21 protein-coding genes are annotated in these 19,481 nt (G+C 47.5%); 6 read left to right on the forward strand and 15 right to left on the reverse strand.

Features of this window, described 5'->3' with window-relative positions:
- The first annotated feature begins 13 nt into the window (after positions 1–13).
- From GV030_RS12425 to GV030_RS12435, 3 genes are read left to right on the forward strand one after another with little or no spacing between them, the layout of a single operon-like run.
- A complete protein-coding gene (locus GV030_RS12425) occupies positions 14–949 on the forward strand; it encodes a CPBP family intramembrane glutamic endopeptidase (RefSeq protein ID WP_159582634.1) in 936 nt (311 codons plus the stop codon).
- Between the two features lie 9 nt (positions 950–958).
- A complete protein-coding gene (gene rmuC / locus GV030_RS12430) occupies positions 959–2,329 on the forward strand; it encodes a DNA recombination protein RmuC (protein ID WP_159582635.1) in 1,371 nt (456 codons plus the stop codon).
- 18 nt (positions 2,330–2,347) lie between these two features.
- Positions 2,348–2,734, forward strand: coding sequence for a co-chaperone GroES family protein (locus GV030_RS12435; RefSeq protein ID WP_159582636.1), 387 nt, complete (start codon positions 2,348–2,350; stop codon positions 2,732–2,734).
- 321 nt (positions 2,735–3,055) lie between these two features.
- On the opposite strand, the gene GV030_RS12440 is transcribed toward GV030_RS12435, so the two are convergent.
- The 4 genes from GV030_RS12440 to GV030_RS12455 all read right to left on the reverse strand — a co-directional run bounded on the left by GV030_RS12440 (position 3,056) and on the right by GV030_RS12455 (position 6,121).
- On the reverse strand, positions 3,056–3,241 hold the full coding sequence (locus tag GV030_RS12440; protein ID WP_159582637.1) for a hypothetical protein: 186 nt from the start codon (positions 3,239–3,241) through the stop codon (positions 3,056–3,058).
- Between the two features lie 193 nt (positions 3,242–3,434).
- Positions 3,435–4,406, reverse strand: coding sequence for a porphobilinogen synthase (gene hemB, locus GV030_RS12445; protein ID WP_159582638.1), 972 nt, complete (start codon positions 4,404–4,406; stop codon positions 3,435–3,437).
- Between the two features lie 83 nt (positions 4,407–4,489).
- A complete protein-coding gene (locus GV030_RS12450; protein WP_159582639.1) occupies positions 4,490–5,533 on the reverse strand; it encodes a hypothetical protein in 1,044 nt (347 codons plus the stop codon).
- Complete coding sequence (locus tag GV030_RS12455) at positions 5,534–6,121, reverse strand: YdeI family protein (RefSeq protein ID WP_159582640.1); 588 nt, start codon at positions 6,119–6,121, stop codon at positions 5,534–5,536. It lies immediately after the preceding gene.
- A 189-nt stretch (positions 6,122–6,310) separates the two neighbouring features.
- On the opposite strand from GV030_RS12455, the gene GV030_RS12460 reads away from it, so the two are divergent.
- Together GV030_RS12460 and GV030_RS12465 are read left to right on the forward strand one after the other, a co-directional pair.
- The gene (locus GV030_RS12460; RefSeq protein ID WP_159582641.1) at positions 6,311–8,110 is read left to right on the forward strand and encodes an ATP-binding protein; all 1,800 of its coding nucleotides are present in this window, start codon (positions 6,311–6,313) and stop codon (positions 8,108–8,110) included.
- A gap of 21 nt (positions 8,111–8,131) precedes the next feature.
- The gene (locus tag GV030_RS12465; protein WP_159582642.1) at positions 8,132–8,866 is read left to right on the forward strand and encodes a copper homeostasis protein CutC; all 735 of its coding nucleotides are present in this window, start codon (positions 8,132–8,134) and stop codon (positions 8,864–8,866) included.
- A gap of 15 nt (positions 8,867–8,881) precedes the next feature.
- On the opposite strand, the gene GV030_RS12470 is transcribed toward GV030_RS12465, so the two are convergent.
- The 7 genes from GV030_RS12470 to GV030_RS12500 form a co-directional block, all read right to left on the reverse strand.
- On the reverse strand, positions 8,882–10,714 hold the full coding sequence (locus GV030_RS12470; protein WP_159582643.1) for a methyl-accepting chemotaxis protein: 1,833 nt from the start codon (positions 10,712–10,714) through the stop codon (positions 8,882–8,884).
- 282 nt (positions 10,715–10,996) lie between these two features.
- The gene (locus GV030_RS12475; RefSeq protein ID WP_159582644.1) at positions 10,997–11,431 is read right to left on the reverse strand and encodes a hypothetical protein; all 435 of its coding nucleotides are present in this window, start codon (positions 11,429–11,431) and stop codon (positions 10,997–10,999) included.
- Positions 11,432–11,514: 83 nt separating this feature from the next.
- Entirely contained in the window at positions 11,515–11,991 is a 477-nt protein-coding gene (locus GV030_RS12480; RefSeq protein WP_159582645.1) for a peptide-methionine (S)-S-oxide reductase, read from the reverse strand.
- A 4-nt stretch (positions 11,992–11,995) separates the two neighbouring features.
- A complete protein-coding gene (gene ygiD / locus GV030_RS12485; RefSeq protein WP_159582646.1) occupies positions 11,996–12,829 on the reverse strand; it encodes a 4,5-DOPA dioxygenase extradiol in 834 nt (277 codons plus the stop codon).
- A 112-nt stretch (positions 12,830–12,941) separates the two neighbouring features.
- Positions 12,942–13,484, reverse strand: a complete 543-nt coding sequence (locus tag GV030_RS12490) for a hypothetical protein (protein WP_159582647.1) — start codon at positions 13,482–13,484, stop codon at positions 12,942–12,944.
- A gap of 87 nt (positions 13,485–13,571) precedes the next feature.
- On the reverse strand, positions 13,572–14,105 hold the full coding sequence (yjjX, locus tag GV030_RS12495; RefSeq protein ID WP_159582648.1) for an inosine/xanthosine triphosphatase: 534 nt from the start codon (positions 14,103–14,105) through the stop codon (positions 13,572–13,574).
- 57 nt (positions 14,106–14,162) lie between these two features.
- Complete coding sequence (locus GV030_RS12500; RefSeq protein WP_159582649.1) at positions 14,163–14,795, reverse strand: hypothetical protein; 633 nt, start codon at positions 14,793–14,795, stop codon at positions 14,163–14,165.
- A gap of 136 nt (positions 14,796–14,931) precedes the next feature.
- Here GV030_RS12500 and GV030_RS12505 point away from each other — a divergent pair, with 136 nt between their 5' ends.
- Positions 14,932–15,825, forward strand: a complete 894-nt coding sequence (locus tag GV030_RS12505; RefSeq protein ID WP_159582650.1) for an EamA family transporter — start codon at positions 14,932–14,934, stop codon at positions 15,823–15,825.
- Between the two features lies 1 nt (position 15,826).
- Here the strand turns inward: GV030_RS12505 and GV030_RS12510 are convergent, their stop codons facing one another.
- The 4 genes from GV030_RS12510 to GV030_RS12525 all read right to left on the reverse strand — a co-directional run bounded on the left by GV030_RS12510 (position 15,827) and on the right by GV030_RS12525 (position 19,426).
- Positions 15,827–16,867, reverse strand: a complete 1,041-nt coding sequence (locus tag GV030_RS12510; RefSeq protein WP_159582651.1) for a polysaccharide deacetylase family protein — start codon at positions 16,865–16,867, stop codon at positions 15,827–15,829.
- A complete protein-coding gene (locus tag GV030_RS12515) occupies positions 16,867–17,685 on the reverse strand; it encodes a glucosaminidase domain-containing protein (RefSeq protein ID WP_159582652.1) in 819 nt (272 codons plus the stop codon). Before GV030_RS12515 ends, GV030_RS12510 begins: the two co-directional genes overlap by 1 nt.
- A gap of 48 nt (positions 17,686–17,733) precedes the next feature.
- Complete coding sequence (locus GV030_RS12520; RefSeq protein ID WP_159582653.1) at positions 17,734–18,315, reverse strand: hypothetical protein; 582 nt, start codon at positions 18,313–18,315, stop codon at positions 17,734–17,736.
- Between the two features lie 100 nt (positions 18,316–18,415).
- Positions 18,416–19,426, reverse strand: coding sequence for a hypothetical protein (locus GV030_RS12525; RefSeq protein WP_159582654.1), 1,011 nt, complete (start codon positions 19,424–19,426; stop codon positions 18,416–18,418).
- Positions 19,427–19,481 lie beyond the last annotated feature (55 nt).

The raw sequence follows: 19,481 nt of genomic DNA on the forward strand, positions 1-19,481 counted from the left end.
GCAAATTTTTAGCATGCGGCAAATTTTTGAGTACCTAAAAGAGTATCAAAGAAAGCACTTTGACCTCAAACTCTACCTCCTCATCAGTCTATTTCTGACCATATGTTTTGTCTTTAACTATACATATGACTTTGAAGATTCGGTGATCGATAGCTACAGAGGGACGTTCTTGCATTGGCTTTACATGTTTTTGTGGATGATGTTCCCTTTTTTGGGTGTGAGTCTGCTCATCGCACGGGTAAAACAAATACCCGTGTTCACGGGTTCATTCTGGCTGATGTTGGTGATTGGGTTTGCCATTCTGGCACTGGACAGATCCTTTATAGGGCACCTGCAGATCATCAAGGGCCTTCGTCCGATAGACTATCGTTTTGCAGCCAGGTGTCTCAATTGGTCATCCAGTATTTTTCTGAATGTGATACCGCTGATGCTCGTCTATGCCATTTTCGAATCTGAGCGTCCGAGAAACTACTATGGACTGGCACTTAAGCGGTTTGACCCAAAACCCTATTTCCTGCTGCTGGCCGGCGCCATGGTTTTCATCGGTATCGGCTCGTTTTTCTCTGACATACAGAGTTATTATCCCCGGTTTCAGTATTCCGGTGGTGACAATTTTGCCGAAGCACACGGTATTCCTGTCTGGATGTCAGTATTGCTTTATGAAATCACTTATGGCAGTGATTTTGTATCAGTGGAAGTGTTTTTCAGAGGATTTCTGATCCATGCTTTTGTAAAGACCCTTGGAGGTTATGCGGTTTTGCCAATGGTGGCTTCTTATGCTTTCCTCCATTTTGGGAAGCCGCTGACCGAGGCTATCAGCTCGGTTTTTGGTGGATATATTTTGGGTATAATCTCTTACAACAGTAAAAACGTGTGGGGAGGAATAATAATCCACATGGGAGTGGCGTGGACCATGGAGTTGTTCGGGTATCTGCAGAGTTTCATTTAACTTTAACCTATGGAGTTTGATTCGTTGATGGTATTGATCATTGGGTTGGTGGCAGGAGTGATTATCGGTTTTCTGATAGCCAAGCTCCAGTCCAAAGGAGTGGTGGACGATGCCCCCAAACTGCGGATGGAGCTGCAAATGGAGCAGGAGCGCTCCAATAAACTGACGGCCGAGCTGGCACAACTCAATGGTGAGCTCAGAGAGGAGCGAGAGCGCTTTATGGACATTAATAGTGAGCACTCCAGTCTGAAGGCCAACTTCAAAAACCTGCAGGAGCGACTTACTGAGCAAAAGGAAGAGGTGAATAACCTCCAACAACGATTTGCGGCAGAGTTTAAAAACCTGGCCAATGAGATATTTGAGGAGAAGAGCAGGAAGTTTACGGATCAAAACAAGTCTAATCTGGACAATCTGTTAAAGCCCCTTGGTGAAAAACTCGTGGAGTTTGAGCGGAAGGTGGAGCAAACCAATAAGGACAGCCTGGAGCGAAGCACTGCGCTGCGAGAGCAGATCATTAGCCTTCGTGAGCTGAACCAGCGGATGACCAAGGAAACCGAAAACCTTACTAAGGCACTCAAGGGCGATACCAAAGTACAGGGTAACTGGGGAGAAGTTATTTTAGAGCGAATCCTGGAAAAATCCGGACTGGAGAAGGATCGGGAGTACTTCACCCAAGAGTCTTTTACCAACGAGGAGGGCCGTAGGCTCAGACCTGATGTGATCATCAGATTGCCGGACAATAAAAATCTGGTCATAGATGCGAAGGCATCCTTGGTGGCTTATGAAAAATACGTGAATAGCGACTCAGAGGAGGAGCGGGAGCAGCACCTGAAAGATCACCTCATTTCCTTAAGGGCCCACATCAAGGGCCTGAGCGAAAAAAGTTATCACAAGCTATTTGAATCCGGGACATTGGATTATGTGCTGATGTTTGTACCCATAGAGTCAGCCTTTGCGCTACTCGTGCAGCAGGGCGGCGAGCTCTATAATGAAGCGCACAATAAGAATATTATCATAGTGAGCCCGGCTACATTGATAGCTACCCTGCGTACAGTCGCTAGTATCTGGAAGCACGAATATCAGGACAGAAATGCGCTGGAGATCGCCAGACAGGGGGGAGCTCTGTATGACAAATTCAAAGCATTTGTAGACGACCTGATGGAAGTGGGTAGGTCCCTGGATAAGTCGAAGCAGCAGTATACTGAGGCGATGAAGAAGCTCTATGATGGCAAGGATAACCTGATCAGAAAGACGGAGCGTCTGAAAGAACTTGGTGCCAAGACCAGTAAAGACATGAATGAGAAATTGCTCGAACGGGCAGATGCTTCTTCAGCGATCAAAAAGCCTGAGGAGACCCCTTCTGGAAATTTGTTTGGTTAATGAGTGACAGTAGAGAAAATGAGAACGCAACTCACAGCAGAGAATAAACTAAAGAATATTATAGTGGTAGGGGATCGGGTCCTGATCAGACCCAAGGCCGAATCGGAGAAGACCAGTAGTGGCATCTATCTGCCACCAGGCGTACAGGAGAAAGAAAAGATACAGACCGGTTATATAGTAAAAGCCGGACCTGGCTATCCGATTCCCGTATCGGCTGACGAAGATGATTCGTGGAAGCAGGAGGAGGAAAGAGTAAAATATATACCTCTACAGGCCAGAGCCGGAGATTTAGCTATTTTTCTTCAAAAAGGGGCTTTTGAAGTGGTGTATGAGGGTGAGAAGTATTTCATTGTACCGCAAAGCTCCATACTCATGCTGGAGCGGGAAGAGGATCTGTTTGACTAGAGAGCGGTCACTCGCTGGATGTAACACATGTGTATGTATTTGTTCATCGACGCAAGCTTATTGGCAAGCAAAGGCTTATCTCTGTGTTTAACAATGTTTTTTTCCAGGTGACGGACGATTCTTTCGGCGCATTCAATCAACTCTTGTTCAGTCATGTTTTCCATATTTGTGAGGTCTTATATCACAAAACTGATTCATTTATCCATCCTAAATAATGGTTTTTAGGTGAGTGACCCTATTTAGTCGATGAGTTATGCCTGATGGAAGTTTGGCTAATGACGGTACTACTTGCCTGATGCGCTCTTTCTCTTATAACTGAACTTAGGCAGTTTCGGCCATATTATGGATATAATTCATTTGAATGAATTTATTCATAGATGCCAGCTTGCTCGCCATATTGATGTTTTCGCGGTGTCTGACAATGTTTTTTTCCAGATGTTGTACGATTTTCAAGGCGCATTCAAGAGTCATCTGGTCTTCGTTGGGGTCATTGTCTATAGTAATCATTGTTGCTAGGGTTTGGTTGTATATCGAATGTACGAATGCCAGCAACTCTTGCATAATGTTGTTAGTCCAATAGGCCAATTTTGTCGATTAAGCTGTCAATTGAGGACAAGGAATATATGACCAAGACCTATGGGAGTGTATTGAAGTCTGTGAGACTAAATAAAATGCGTTACTTCTCACCCATTCGGTTAGATCAGGCTCTGGTTTGAGAGCAAAACTCCTTGGCGAAATAGGTAAGGATCATGTCTGCACCAGATCTCTTGATGGACAGCAACACCTCGTCGCGCACCCGGTCTGCATCTAGCCAGCCCTGAAGACCGGCCGCCTTGATCATGGCGTATTCTCCAGATACGTTATAGGCAGCTATGGGTAAGTCGTAGTTGGCTTTCAGATCGGAGATGACATCAAGATAACTGAGCGCAGGCTTGACCATGAGCACATCGGCACCTTCTATATAGTCGAGTTCCGCCTCTATGAGGGCTTCCTTGCGGTTGGCTGGATTCATCTGATAGGTTTTCTTGTCTCCAAACTTGGGAGCCGAGTCCAGGGCGTCTCTGAACGGGCCGTAAAATGCACTGGCGTATTTGGCCGTATAGGCCATGATGCCTACATGAGAGAATCCCGCCTCATCCAGGACGTTTCGCAGGTGCCCGACACGACCATCCATCATGTCTGATGGGCCGATCATGTCAATGCCGGTTTCAGCCTGTGCCAGGGCCATTTGACCCAATACGTCAAGGGTCTCGTCGTTGAGGATTTTTCCGTCTTTCACGATACCGTCATGTCCATCTGAGCTGTATGGGTCCATGGCCACATCAGTGATGATGAGGGCCTCAGGAAATTCTTTTTTGATGGTATCGAGGGCCTGGATGTAGAAAAAACCACGGTCGTAGCTTCTCGTAGCCAGTTTGTCTTTGTGGAAATCTTCCACCACTGGAAACACATCAAATCCCTTGATGCCCAATTTGAGACATTGCTCCATTTCCTTCAGCATGAGGTCAAGACTCAACCTGAAAATCCCGGGCATGGACTTTACCTCAGTTTTTTTATGACTCCCTTCCAGGAGAAATAATGGATAGATCAGATCATTGGCAGTGACAAGTGTTTCCTGACTCAGGTCTCTGATGGCCTGTGAGGCACGGTTTCTTCTGGGACGTCTTTCCATGACACAAAGTTAACCAAGAGACCATCAGTGGAAAAATGAAATTGATTCACTAATCTGAGTACATGGATGAAACTCCTGCGACGCTATTGGACGGTGAGCTTCAAAATCTTACCATCTGTGCCGGTGGCCAGCCCAAAGCCGGAGGGGTGCAGGTCCACAGCCCAGTAGTTGCCGGTGTCCAGGTTGATATAGGTCTGTCCCAGATCGGTACTGTAGTCAATGCCATTTGGTCCTGAGGCGATGAGTATGGAGGCGTTTTCCCATGACATCAGGTCACTTCCGTAAAAGGCTCCTTTGGTCACCGGGCTTGTAGTGAGTTGCCAGGTCTGCCCCCCATCGTTGGTGAGGGCCATATTGTCAGTGTACTGATCAGTGATGCCCAAGTCACCACCTACTATAAGCCCTGTTTGATCATCCGACATTCGGATAGAAGTGATGCCGGCTGAGGGTCCTTTGACCAGGGGGACTTCATAGGTTTCCCAGCTATCTCCATAGTCGCTGGTGAAAAGCACTCTTGTGTTCCCGCCAGCTCCGGTACCTATCCAGGCCTTGCCTCCTGGTCTTGAAGTGATACAGGTGCCACTGGCCGCAAAACCACCCTCACCTTCTCCGGCAGGTGGTAGTTGGTTGGGATCTATACTGGTCCAGCTCCGACCACCATCTGCTGTTTTCAAGACAAAAAGCTCCCTATTGAAACTATCTCCAAAGGCCAGCCCTCGCTCGTCATCCCAAAACTCTATCGTATTAAGGAAACCCTGCTCATAGGGCATCACATAGGTTTCTTCAAAACCTGCCTGAAGGCTGAATCGAAAGATCCGGGAGAGCTTGCCAGGTCCGGCACTCATCAGGATGATTTCCTCACTGTTGAAGGCATGGAGGTCGCGAAACTGGAGAGAATCAATCGGCTCGTAGGAGAACGCGCTCCAGTCTGATCCGCCGTTGACGGTGCGGAGAAAAGTTGCCCGATGCCCACTTACCCAGGCGGTATTTTCGTCCACAATACTGATGGCCTGCAGCAACGATTTTGTTGGGCTTATCAAGTGGGTTTTCTTGACTCTTGGCGTGTTTGGGGTACAACCCATCGCTAGGAGGAGGAAGATTATACCCAGGGTTTTACTTACCTGCATTTACTTGTATTTATCGTTTAGGCCCATTCCTGCCAAAATCATCGGAGTGATCTTTTCGAGCCTGTTTTGTTTGGTTTCGGGGCGTTTGGCTTCCTGAATATACTCGGTATAGTCACGCTTTTTAGAAAGGCTTAATTGGTCAAATGCCTCTGAGAGTTTTCCGTCTTTGCTCAGTTGCTCTTTCAGCTCGTCGGGAATCACCAAAGGCTTTTTCTCCGGTTTGATTTCCTTACCCTGTTTCTGATTTTCTATAGCCTCCAATAAATAGGAGCGGATGATTTTTTCATCTATTGCTTCGATGGATTCAAAGCGCATCTGGCGCATCCCTTTGGTTTTTCCCTCTTGCGCGTTGATGAGCAAACCTTTTTCGTCTTTGAGAAACGAACCCTGAAAAAACCACAAGCCTGCGTAGCTTTTGAAAGCGCCTATTCCCACCACATTCTTATTGTTAATGGTGTAGGTAGGAATCCCCCATTTGATCGTCTCTGTCAGTTCGGTGGTATGAATGATTGCTCTTAATTTCCTCAGCTCTGCGTGGTATTCGGGGTGCCTGGCAAAGTATTCTTCCACTGTTTTGCTGATATCCATGGCTTTGCTTTTTGGTGAACATTTATTCAGGGCAATATATAAATACCCCGTCTTTTCAGAAATAATTTTTTGGTGATGCTCCGGGTTTGGTCTTCCGGATTTGGCACTAAAACTCCCGATTAGACATTCCTTTCTCCTGTTCAACCTGAGCCCGTTGTATAGGCTGGCAATAATGAACATATTTAGGCTATGTATCGGCAATTATTCTTTTGGACCTTTTTGTTTCTGATTCCCTCATTGGCCATGAGTCAAACCTGGGGACAGGCTCAAAATAGTAAGACCGCCACACTAGATGTTTATTGGTTTACTTCTGTGCCCTTCATCTATGAGGAACAAGGCCAATTGAAGGGTCTTGAATATGATCTGCTAATGGAATTCACGGAGTATCTGAAGGAGACCCGTGGCGTGAAATTATCCATTCGGTGGGTGGAGGCAGAGAGTTTTCACAGTATCCTGGATATTATGAAAAATCCTGAAAAGCCCAATATTCTTGGAGCCTCGGCTTTTTCAATCACAGAAGATAGAAAGCAGTATTTGAAATTTTCGGAGGCTTACCTACCTGACATCACGGTGCTGGTCACAGGTCAGGGAACCCCCATTGCCAGAACCTACCAGGAGCTTAAAGAAATGCTGGATGGGAGGGTAGCGGTCACCATCAAAGGCACCAATTATGAAAACCTGCTTCGGAATCTTAAGGATCAGTTGAATATCGACTTTGAGACTCTGCACATACATAGCGACCAAAACATACTGGATAACATTGCAGAAGATGAAAATCGCTTTGGATTTATCGATTTGCCGATCTATCTGATGTTGATCAAAAAGGGAGGCGACCTTACCCGCCAAAACCTCTATAATGTTCGCGGGACAGGCTATGGGGTGACGATGCCTAAGTCCAGCGACTGGCAAACACCTTTCAATCAATTCCTGTCTGATCCACGCTACCATGAAAAAGTGGGTCTCATTATTTCCAGGTACCTGGGGGCGGAGTTGTATGAATTTATAGAAAATCTCTATGGGGGAACTGAGATAGGGACCTCCATCCTCACCAAAGAGAAGGAGCTGCAGTTGGCACTGATCAAGAATGCCAACCTGAAACTACAGAAGGATAGGAACGTCAAACGTGTCCTCATTCTTGGAATCACTTTTGTCAGTATCTTTTTGGGAGTGATTGGCTTTTTGTTTTTCAAAAACCGGCGAAATACCAGACTGCTGGTGATGCAAAAAGATCAGATCGAGGAGCAGCAGAATGATATTCGTCAGAAAAATGAGCAGCTAATGAACAGAAATATGCAGCTGATTGCCCTCAATGAAGAAAAGAACGTTTTGATGAAGGTTTTCGCTCATGATCTGAGATCTCCCCTGGGCCATATTATTGGTCTTTCAGATTTTTTGAATGCACACGCCGAGCAGATGTCTGAGGAGGATAAGGAACTACTGACACAGATAGGTACCGGTGCCAAAAGGATCAATCAGATGATTTCCAAAATCCTGGATGTGGAAGTGGCAGAAGGAGCACGAAGCATTGTGCTTCGTGAACAAGTGGATATCACCCAGATCACCCAGGATATTGTGAGTCGCTACCGGGCTGCAGCGGCCCAGAAGTCCATTGAGATCGAATCGACGCACAGACATGGTGATCAGACCATCGAAACCGATCATATGCTCCTTTTTTTGGTTTTAGAGAATCTGGTTTCGAATGCGGTGAAATTTTCGAATGCCAATACACGGGTCAGACTGGAAACGGACAGGCAGGAGGGTGCTGTGCTTTTCAAGGTTTGTGATCAGGGCCCGGGATTCTCGGAAGAGGACAGATCGTTGCTTTTCAATAGATTTCAAAAATTGAGTGCTAAACCTACTGGTGGAGAGCAGTCCATAGGTCTTGGCCTTTCCATTGTAAAAAAGTACGTAGGGGACCTGGGGGGAAAGGTATGGCTGGAAACGCCAAATGGTACGGGTAGCACATTCATTGTCAGTCTTCCGGTATAGCTTTATGGTATCAAGAGACTAATGAAAACCATCATAGAGGTATGTATTGATTCGATAGAATCTGCCATCAACGCTGAAGCTGGTGGAGCCGATCGGGTGGAGCTTTGTGATAACCTGGCGGAGGGGGGTACTACGCCAAGTGCGGGACTCATCAGAGCAGTGAGCGCACAGATAGGTATCGGACTCCAGGTGATGATCAGGCCAAGAGGCGGAGATTTTTTGTATTCATCTGCAGAGATAGAGGCCATGAAACACGATATCCAGGTGGCCAAAGACCTGAAGGTTGATGGGGTGGTGTTTGGTTGCCTTACCAGAGAAGGCGATGTGGACCTGGAGCGTATGGCCGAGTTGATGGCCGTCGCCAGACCTATGAACGTGACATTTCACCGTGCATTCGATATGGTACAGGATCCGATGAGGGCACTGGACATGCTGATAAGCTTAGGGGTGGACAGGGTGCTGACCTCAGGGTTGCAACCTACTGCACCGGAGGGGGCGGACATGATTGCCAAGCTGGTCAGCCACGCAGCGTCAAGGGTCATCATCCTGGCTGGCGGCGGAGTGAGGCCTCATAATATTCAGCAGCTCATCGAACAGACCGGGGTGCGAGAGTGTCATGTATCAGGCCGCACTATCTTGGAGAGCAAAATGACCTACCGGAACCCTGGAGTAATGATGGGAGGCACTACCCACCCTTCGGAGTACGAACGCCTGGTGGTGGATAGTGCCGTGATTAGATCCTTTCGGTCCGCCTAGCAGAGGACCAGTTGGTCAACCTTCTTTTTGATCCAGTTCTTCATATTCCAATTCACCATCCGTGTCGACCAATGAATCCAACAACACCGATTCCTTTTCCTGATTCGGTGCAATGTCCAATGAATGATGCTGACCTGAGAGTTTGAGGATACTTACTCCTGCTTTGAGTGATTCGGCCACCTCGGCCAGTTTCTGTATTTTCTGATTGTAAACTTCCATCCCGGTAGATAGCTCAGCCGCAGAGCTGGCAATTTGTTCAGTGCCGGCGGCTGTTTCTTCGGCGATGACTACAATTCCCTCTGTGATGTTCACCACGTTGTTGATATCCAGAATCTGATTTTGTGTGGCATTTAGAATCTCCTCGGAGATTTCAAGGTTTAGATGCGAGGAATCATGGATTACCTTGAAAGAATCCGCGGCTGCCCGTGAGGTAGTTTCGCCGCTTTTTACGCTCGTGCTCATCTGTGCCATGGCATCCGATGCCTTGAGGGTGTCATTTTGCACATCCATTACCAGCGCTTCGATTTCCCGTGCAGATTTTTTGGAGTCTTCAGCGAGTTTTCTGATTTCCTCGGCCACTACAGCAAACCCCCTGCCGGCATCCCCAGCCTGTGCGGCCTCTATGGCAGCATTGAGTGCCAGCAAATTCGTTTGTGAGGAAATTTCCGTGATCACGCCCAATACCCTGGAGATTTCGCGAGAGCGCTCAGTGAGCACCTTGATGGAATCGTTGGTCTTATCTGAGAATCCGGCGATCTGTCCCATGTTGGCCACTACTTCATCAATCATCACATTGCCTTTTTTACTGTTTTCTGCCACCATTTTGGCGGCATTATGAATGGTCTCGGCCTTATGACCCATTTCTTTCGAAGAGTTCAAAATGCCTTCCATGAGACTTGAAGCATCATCCACTTTATTCACCTGGAGGTGTGCTCCATTGCTCATCTCGGCTATAGAGGAGGCGATTTCATTGGTATTGGAGCTCATTTCTTCACCCGATACCCGCATGTCGCTGGAGGATTCTTCAATAATCGTGGCGTTTTGTGCTACCTGACTCAACAGTGCATCAATATTGCTTAGGGCAGAATTCAGGCTTTGAGTCATTTCTAAAATGTCGCCTTTGGCCTGATCGTCATAGCGGTTGGTAAGGTCACCATTGGCCAGGGCATTGATGATGGTGTTGAATCTGAGCAGTGGCATCGAAAAGGAGACCAACAGACTGTTCAGCGCCTCCCCAAGCTCCCTCCAGGCACCTTCTTTGCCGGTGGTTTCTATTCTGGCTTCTAACTTACCTTCTTCGGTGGCTTGCCTTACCACAGCCTTGGAGTCGTCGATGACGGCCTTTAGGTTATCCCTCATTTTGATCAGGGAGTTTCCCAGAAGATCATTTTCACCAGCGGAGATAAATTCTACCTCCAGGTTTCCGTTGCCAATTTCCGAAGCAAATACTGATACATGGTCTATCCGCTGAAGGTAGGCATGCAGCTGCCGGAACAACCCGCCCGTTTCAGCGTCTTTTTCCAAAGCGCTAGAGTTCTCAATGGCCATGCTGCCAGTAGAGATGGCGTTGAGATAGCCACTCATTTCCCGAAAGGGCTTTCGCACAACGCGTATAATCGCCAAAAGCGCAATCACACCAAACCCGCATCCAAGGGGAATGGTCAGGAACAAATACTGGATTCCAAAAACACCAACGAGCATTGTGATCAGGGCAATGGCACAAGTGAAGACAATCAAAACCACCCCTATCCAATACAGGAATGATTGTTTTAACAAGATGTAGTTGGCTCCAAACAAAATACTCCCTGCAGCCAGGATGGCCAGGGTAAAAATTAAGAAGTCATTCATGAATAGCTGGACTAAATAGTGAGTAATGAGTATTGATTAAAATGTACTAACTGTTCTAACCAGAAAAAATACACAATTAGATTTTAAAACAAGAGCGTTAGATGAAATAAAGTGGGGTTGTTACGGAACTGGTCGAATATTGGTCCCTATCTATAGGTTCTCCAAATAGAAACGGGCATGCCCATGTGAGCATGCGTCTGGTCTCTGATGTTCAGGAAAAACTCAAAGAGATCAACGCCAGGAAAATTCTCTACCGAGCTCTGAAGGAGGCAAATAGCTGATCTACCTCAGCCAGCCTTTGCGGATTCCAAAGTTGGAAAACCAGACCAGAAAGAAACCAAAAAGGATAATCAGCACAGGCATGATGGCGGCCCCGGGTCCGTACACATCCATGGCTTTGGCTATGAACAAACTGTGAATCATCTGAGCGATCACTGCCACCAGTGAAACGATCAGGATCGATCGGGACCAGGCTTTGCGGAGGAGGAGGCCCAGCGACCCGATGGCGCCACCGAATACCGCCACGAAAAATGCGACCTTCGTCCAGTTGGGGTAGTTGGCATACAAATCCTGCTCTGCCTGAGGGAGCGCTTGCAGAGCCTCTTCCGACATCATCATATTTTGGATGAAGGAGCCTACTCCCATAAGGTTCCAAAGGAGCATGATCACCGCCACGAGCCAGAACCAGACAGGGACTTTTATTTCTTGATTTTCCATTTTTACAGGTGGGTTGGGTTGAAGTAATCTTCCTTCAATTTACCAGAAAAGTAGCAATATAGAAAATCAACCTTCACATGATTTCAAGGGAGGTAGGAGGAGAACTCCCGGGTGATTTGGCTGATTTTGGGATCAATATAGGTTTTACAAAAAGGCTTTTCAGGGTTTTTGAAATAGTAATCAAGGTATTGTTCACTATTCAATCGAAAGACATCAAGCGGCAATATTTGAGTGATCAGGGGTTGCTGAAAGTGAGATTGAAGGATTGTCAGGGAGTCTCGCGCAGCCTGGGCATCGGATTCATTGACCGTGTAGATTGCCGACCGATATTTGTGCCGCATGGTATGACGAGATGTGGAAGAATGGGTGAGTAAATGGATATGGATGATCACCTCCAAAGGAATCCGCTCATGGTCAAACTGGAGCTTGATGGCTTCTGAAAAAGTCTCATGAGGTGCTACTGAGGAGATCCAGCCCTGCACTACTGACGACACTCCACTGAGCCGGGCAAAAATGGCTTCTGTACACCAGTGACATCCTCCGCCAAGCCCAAGCGTCATTAGGCTACCCAATTTTCACGGAAGTCATGGTGAGTGATCCAGCCACGTACTGATCATTGAAGATTTCCACCTCCTCCTTCTGATCCTGTAGGGCCAGGGCATAAAGAAGGGGATAGTAATGATCCGGAGTAGGGATGGCCAGCTTGGCAGCTGGCCCCAGTTCCGTATAATTGATCAGCCTGGAATGCTCCTTTGAGTAGATATAGGTTTTGAATTTTTCATTCATTTCCTGCGCCCAATCGAATCCATAATTGGGCACCTCGAAATGCTGCCAGTCTACCATGCGGAGGTTATGCACCATGTTGCCACTGCCCAAAATAAGAACCCCCTTTTTGCGGAGAGCAGAGAGCTCTTGCGCCAGTTGATAATGATAGCCTGGTGGCTGATGGTAGTCAATGCTGAGCTGCAGTACCGGGATGTTGGCTTCCGGATACATGCGCTTCACCACCGACCAGCAGCCATGGTCCAGTCCCCAATCATGATCCAGTCCCACGTTGGTAGATTGAATGAGTTTGCTGGTTTCTGCAGCCAAAGCGGGATCACCAGGCGCTGGATACTGTACCTGAAAAAGCTCCTGTGGAAACCCTCCGAAATCGTGAATGGTTTTAGGGTGGTTCATGGCAGTGACATGTGTACCCCGCGTAAGCCAGTGTGCGGAGATACAAAGCACAGCTGCAGGCTGGGTGATCTCTTTGGCAATGCTTTCCCACTTTCTGGTGAATTCATTGTCTTCAATGCCATTCATCGGAGACCCATGGCCCATGAAGAGTACTGGCATTTTTTTATCCTGCACGGGCAGGTCATTCGTCATTTTGGCAAAAGACTTGAGTGATGACATGGCAAATAGACTGCTTAACGATCGGTAAATAAACTCTTTCCTATTCATCGGTAATAGAGATGAAACAGTGGAGAACCTACAAATAGTTTACAAGAAGTGAAAGAAGAGAAGTTTATTTTCGATCCAGGTATTGGGGAGTTCCTATGAAAGTACCCTCCAGCTTGCGACCGTTTTCCATCAGGATGTCATATTTCATGCGGTACACCCCTTTGCTGGTGATCACTATGGTGATGGTGCCGTTTTCACCGAAGATGGCTTCTTCCAATGACCTGCCAAACTGTACGCGTCGGTATACAAATTCTCCTTCGGCTTCTGAGAGTTTACGATTGCCCAAAGCTGTGAAAGTGCCTTCCTGAAACCCCTCTTTGCCCGGAGAGAAAAATTCCGTGAAAAGATAGCAGTCAAAATCCTCGCTAAGGGTAAAATAGGTCTCACCCAATGCATTCTGGTTTTCTTCGAAAACGGATGTTTCTCCAATGATGGTAAAATCCATGTTGTAATGGTCGCCTGAGTGAGCACCCCAGTCCTCCTGAAGTACCCCGGACAGGGCATAATCCCTGCTGCCATATTGTACCAGGGAGAGTTCTTCCTCATACTCAAAGCAGGAAGTAAGCAAGAGGGAAGAGAGCAATAGGCAGGTGTATAGAATCTTCATGTGTTCAATAGAAACAACCGGTTTCTCTAAGATACTTATTCTCAGCTAATTTTTTTAAGCTTTCATGTATTGTGTCCGGCCATTCTGTTAAAGAATGGGGTAGATCTCTGGGTTTTTGAAGGGGACCAGTGCCAGCATCACGGCCTGCACATAGTATTCCGTGCGCCCAAGTACGCCGCCGGTGAGTGACCCTACTGCACCCCCTTTTTGCTTAGAGTTTTTTTCGCCAAATACCTGATCGTTGGCATGCCCCAGTTCAATGCCCTGGTGGATCAGCTCCGTGACTTTTGGGGGTAGGTGGAAAGTGCTGGTACGCGACTGTCCCATTTGGTTTTGGGAGAGAATGACCACCCAGGCAAAGGCGATGAGCCCCTGTGGAGTTTCATCAAGGCCGCCTTCTATGCCCACCCAGTAGTCGGCATCAGGTTGTTCGTGTCGGGCATTTTGGGCCCGGTTGGCAGCCCCTTGCAGTGTTTCTTCATCAGTCATGGGCTGGTCTGACACACCCGAAGGCACACTGAGTCCGGTAACGGAGAGTTCACCTTTCGGGAATATTTTCCGGAATCCCTCCTGCGTAGCATTGATTTTTACTGGGTTTTTAGAAGCAACAACTACCTGCATCTGTTTTGATCGATTGGTTGGTAGCGAAGATAAATATTTGCGGTGTCCGGTCGAAGTTTATGGTACCCGAAAACCCAGGCCAACACTGAACAGGTTATTGACTTTGAGTTCATCGTTGTATTGGCCGACAAAAAAGGAATACTCTGGCATAATAGCGAACCGGTTGCCAAGCTTTAACCCCACGGAGTTGCCTGCTCCCAGTCCGGAGTTGTTGTGTGATCTTTCCTGGCTATTCCTTAGGTCGAGGTAGTAGAAAACCCTGGGGTTGAGATAAAGCGCCAGTTTTTGATTGCTGGAGTGAAAGCTAAAATAGGCCGGGAAATGAAGGGCCACTCCTTCGTCATCTGCGGTGACGGCTGAGAGTCCGATGCCCAGGGCACTGTTGAAATTGGGTGACTGGGTGGCCAACTGTTTTTTGATATCGCCCATGATCAGGGTGCTACCCCAATTGGTAAAGTTGGCTTTCAGACCGATGTCCACACTGTCTTCCAGCCCTACCCGCAATGCCAGGTCGACGAAACTCTCTTCTCCCAGGTAATTATACCCAAGGCCTGCCGTACCTGACACCTTGCCTTGAGGTAATGTTCTGGCGGTTTGGAAACTCGAATAGGAGGCGCAGTTGATGAGTAATCCTGACGAACAGAGGGTCAGCGCGAAGAGAACAGCGGTCAGGTACCTTTTAGATCTCATGGTGCAGGTGGTTGTAGTTATTAAAGTTATAGATTCCTGATAAATATTGAAAAGAACTGTTTTGAGGATGACTGAATAAGCACGCGTGTGGAGTTGTCTTTCTCTAACTTTGTCGCCACCAAATTACCATTACACCATGTGGCTCATCCTGGCTTTTGCCTCAGCATTTTTTCTTGGTTTTTATGACATTTTCAAAAAGATTTCGCTCAATGAGAATGCTGTGATCCCGACGCTTTTCTTTTCTACAGTGATGGCTTCAGTGATCATGCTGGTATTGGTAGTGGTGTCAGACATGGGATATCTCACGCCTGATCAGCTAATGTATGTACCGCCAGTGAGTGGAGGTGATCATTTGAGGATTATCCTGAAGACGGTGATAGTACTAAGCAGCTGGATTTTTACTTTTTTTGCCATGAAAAACCTGCCGCTAACCATTCTTGCTCCCATTCGTTCCACGGGGCCCCTTTGGACTATGCTTGGAGCTTTTGTGATTTTCTCCGAAAGGCTCAATTTCTTTCAGCTCGCCGGGGTGCTGGTAATTTTTGTCTTTTTCTATCTCTTTTCCACCGCCGGAAAACTCGAGGGTATTTCTTTCCGAAGCAATAAATTCATTTGGTTTCTGATCGCGGGTACACTTTTGGGCACTTGCAGTGCCTTGTACGATCGGTACCTGCTCCGTCAGACAGATGTGATGGCTGTCCAGGCCTACTTTACCTTTTACCAGACATTGTTATTGGTGCCTGTACTTCTCTTGCTCTGGTATCCGGGACGTGCCAAAACCACTACTTTTCAATGGCGATGGAGTATTCCCTTTATTGGTATTTTTCTGTTGATCGGTGACTACCTTTATTTTTATAGCATATCACTACCCGATTCACTCATCTCGGTCATCAGTCTGGTGCGCCGCTCGAATGTGCTCATCGTTTTCCTCTTTGGGGCCATTTTCTATCAGGAGAAAAACATCAGGAAGAAGGGAATCTATCTTGCTGGGATACTGCTGGGTCTGTTACTTCTGATTTTGGGAAGATAGATTATTTCACACTTGGGTCTATCCACAAGTGACTGTACCAATACCATTGGCCATTTTTATCCGGTACGGTGACCGTGTAGAGTGTCCTGCGCCGGGTGAGTTTTCCTGCTGATGTTAATTTTAGGCTGGTTTCGCCTTCTTTCTCAGTTATAGTCATCTGGCACTCACCTCCCTGAATGAAGCACTGGAGCTGTTTGATTTGTAATGCACCCGTAACAAACCGAAGGGTCAGTTCCGGGCGGCGATGCTCCGGCATCATGAAGGAGGTCGGAGCTTCTTCTTTCGTGACAAGGGCATGCATGCGGGCCTTTGAGGAAAACTTGTCCAGCGCGGCATAAGATTCAGACATAGGGAATCGGGGACACCGCATCAAGTTGCTCTGAGCGGAAATCACCCCGGAATTTTGTGCCGCTGCCGCCTTAAATCCCTCATTGCGAATGATCGCTTCCATTTTAGGATCCAGCTCTCCATACGGGTAGGCGAATGTGGTGGGTGTGAGGCCCAGCTGCTCTTTGATGATCTTTTGACTCTGCCGGATTTCGTCATCGAAGGTTTTGTAGCGGCTGTTTTCGGGCAGATTGAGAAAGTAAGCATGGCTGTGGGTGTGATTGCCAATCTCGATTTTTCGATTGCCGGCATCTTTGAGTTCGAACCAGCTCATGTAGTCCCCACCACCTACCGTTTCGGTATTGATAAAGACCGTGGCAGGGTATCCGTATTTTTCCAGCAGGGGAAGACCATTGGCGTAAAAACTCTTATAACCATCGTCGATGGTGATCACAGCCGTTTTGCGATTTTCCTGATTGGATTGTAGGTAATCAATGGCATCTGCAAAGGTCAAGACCTGATAACCATGATCCCTGAGGTATTGGAGGTGGGCTTCAAAATCTGCCAGCGATATATTGGTGGAAGGGTATCTATTATCACCAAAGCGGTGATAGACGAAACAAACCACCTCTTTATGGTTTGTGGCCACTGAGCTGGTTGGGTTGCTAAATAATAAGCTTAGCATGAGCATTATAGGTCCTGAGAGAGCTGTCATCAGGGAAGCGTTTTGGGGATAAAATAAGCCGGGTCCAGTTGGTGCCTGTCATACTGTGTGAGGTCATTTTGCCGGATGATGGTCTGGAGTTGTTCCACGTACTCATCGCGTCGCTCGGAGTAATATCGGAGATGGGGCACCAGTGTGGCGACTTCACTGGTGGTTTTGCGGGCTTCCCGGAAGTGTCTGTAGGCTCGTGCCCTGGCCACGGTTTCAAAATAGTCCACAATGGATTCTGAAATATTGTCATACTTTCTCAAATAGATGCGGGTCCCGTTTCTGCTTTTTCCCGCTGCTATTCGCGGCTCTGAGGTATTGTAGGACCAGATTCCAAAGAGGTTATTGGCTTCCTGGAAAAACCTGGATGATCCCCAGCCACTTTCCACTATGGCTTGCGCCAATACGATGCTGTTTGGGTGTGTCTGCATCTTATCCAAAAGCGATGAGATGTTTTTCGCTCTGAAGCGCTCGGTCTGTGTGCGGTAGAGAGCGGAGTCTGTCGGGGTCCATTTCTTTTTCTGGGTCAGGGCCATGACCTCCGTACGCACACTGTCAATTTTGAATTTGGCAATGAGGATGGCGGGTAGTACCGCCCCTATAAATTTCGCCTTGGATTCTTCCACCGGAAGTTCTTCAAAATGAGGTAGGTTGTGATAGAGCATCGGCCTCACCAGTGTGTCGTCGATGACCAGGATGTCATCTGCATGCAGTACCGTCACTTGCGTGGGAGAGAGCACCAGGACCATTTGGGGTTCACTGCAGCTCAGAAGACCCGCTAGTGCGAAAACGGCAATCAGACGAAAATATGGGCGTTGCATGAGGCTAGTAAACTCAATTGTGTTGGATAAGGTTTTGTTAAGGCTGGATCAGGAGGGCATGTTGGCAGTCCTCCATTCCTCCGGTGAAGTACGAATATCCTGGGGGTTGGCGAGTGTTTTCTGAAGTTTTTCCATTCCACGCTCCAGGCTCTTGCTGATCATAGGATGTGTGATGGGCTCATTTTCTTCCATGCCCATTTGCTCCATGAGCCGGAGCATCCGCTCTGCTCCGAAGACTTCAAACAGTGGCTCATCCATACCAATGTAGTAGGTGATTTGGCCACCGGCTTTGTGCTGAAATGCCTCCTCCACCAGCGCGTTGACCCGGGACAATGGATGCACCTCTATGCACACAATCTCTGAGGAGTCAAGCAAAGGATGCTTACCCAGATCATAAGCGTTGATCAGCGTGATGTCCGCTCCTGAAGAGCTTCCGGGTTCGGATATCGTTAGTTCAAGGGCTTCACAAAGCTGACGAACTTCTTTGCCCGTTTGCTCAAAAAAGTAAGTCACGAGTCTTCTGTCGCCTTGATTTTTGAAAGCCGTCATTACATTCCGGTATTTGGCCATTTTAGACTTGTAAGCGATGTACTTTTTAGTCGGGCCTTTGGGTTTTCTGGAGAAAAACATCGTCGTTATTTTGTGCAAAATAAAAAAACCCTGACGGAAAACCGTCAGGGCAAACTATGCACCTTTCACTTGACCATTGAAAGGTGGATAATTGGGAAAGTTATTTGATGGCATTGTCGTAGAAGGCTTCCAGGGCCAGATCGATATATCCGTTGATGGCTTTGGTGGTGGCCTCTACATACTTCTGCTGGTCGCAGGCGGCGGTGTTGGTGACCTGATCTTTGGTATTGGTCACAAATACGATCCCATAATAGGCAGGGGTGCTTTTGGCCGCAGAGAATTCTTTGAATTTTTCATCTTTGAAAACCCCCTCAAGGGCTATGGGTTTTTTAAGATCTGCCGCCAGGTAGGCATCTGCCGCAGCTCCGGGACCACTCCCGGCGGTGAACTTCACCTGAGAGTTTTCAAATAAATTCGCGAGCCCGTCAGAGCCAGCAGCACTGCCCAGCTCAAAGTTGGTTTTTGCTTTGACAGAGGAAAAGCCCACCATATTGGAAGAATTGGTTTTCATTTCTATGAATGGGAAAGCGAACGTCGCTTCAATCACGATGGCATCCTCTAGCTCTTTGGAGATACGTGGGGTGCGGTCAATGAAGGTGGATTTTTCCCGACCTTTTCGCGTTTCCTTTTTTACCATATACTGGGTGCCTGTGGGGGTTACCGATACATATCCGGGCACATTGGCGTAGTTCACCTGACCACCCTCTTTTATTTCCCAGTCTTCGTAAAATTCTATTTTAGACGCCTCAGCAGTGCTGATGATTTCGAACCCCTTGGACTTCAGGTCCGCGACAAAACGGTTGTAAGTATCGTCCGTTACTTTTTGGAAATCGGGCACATCTACCCCGTCTACCGCTACGGTCATGGTAGTGGAAGTGCTGCCCTTGTATGAGCCGCCACCAATAGTCGATCCACCGGTGGATTTGGCAGTGGCTGAAGCGATCACATGGAAGTAGACCCTGAAGTTGGCGATGTAGACCTTTCTGGGAGCTTTCTTGAGTTTTTTCTCACCGTATCCTGAGATTTTAACCTCTTTTTCGGTGACCGATTGAGCCAGAGCTGATCCGCAGATCATAGCAAGAATGGCCACAGTTAGAATGATTTTTTTCATGTCAATAAATTTTTTTGAAAAGTGCATATGAATGATTGAATTGTTGATTCAGAGT

Origin of the sequence: Marinoscillum sp. 108 (assembly GCF_902506655.1) — a bacterium.
Classification (GTDB): domain Bacteria; phylum Bacteroidota; class Bacteroidia; order Cytophagales; family Cyclobacteriaceae; genus Marinoscillum; species Marinoscillum luteum.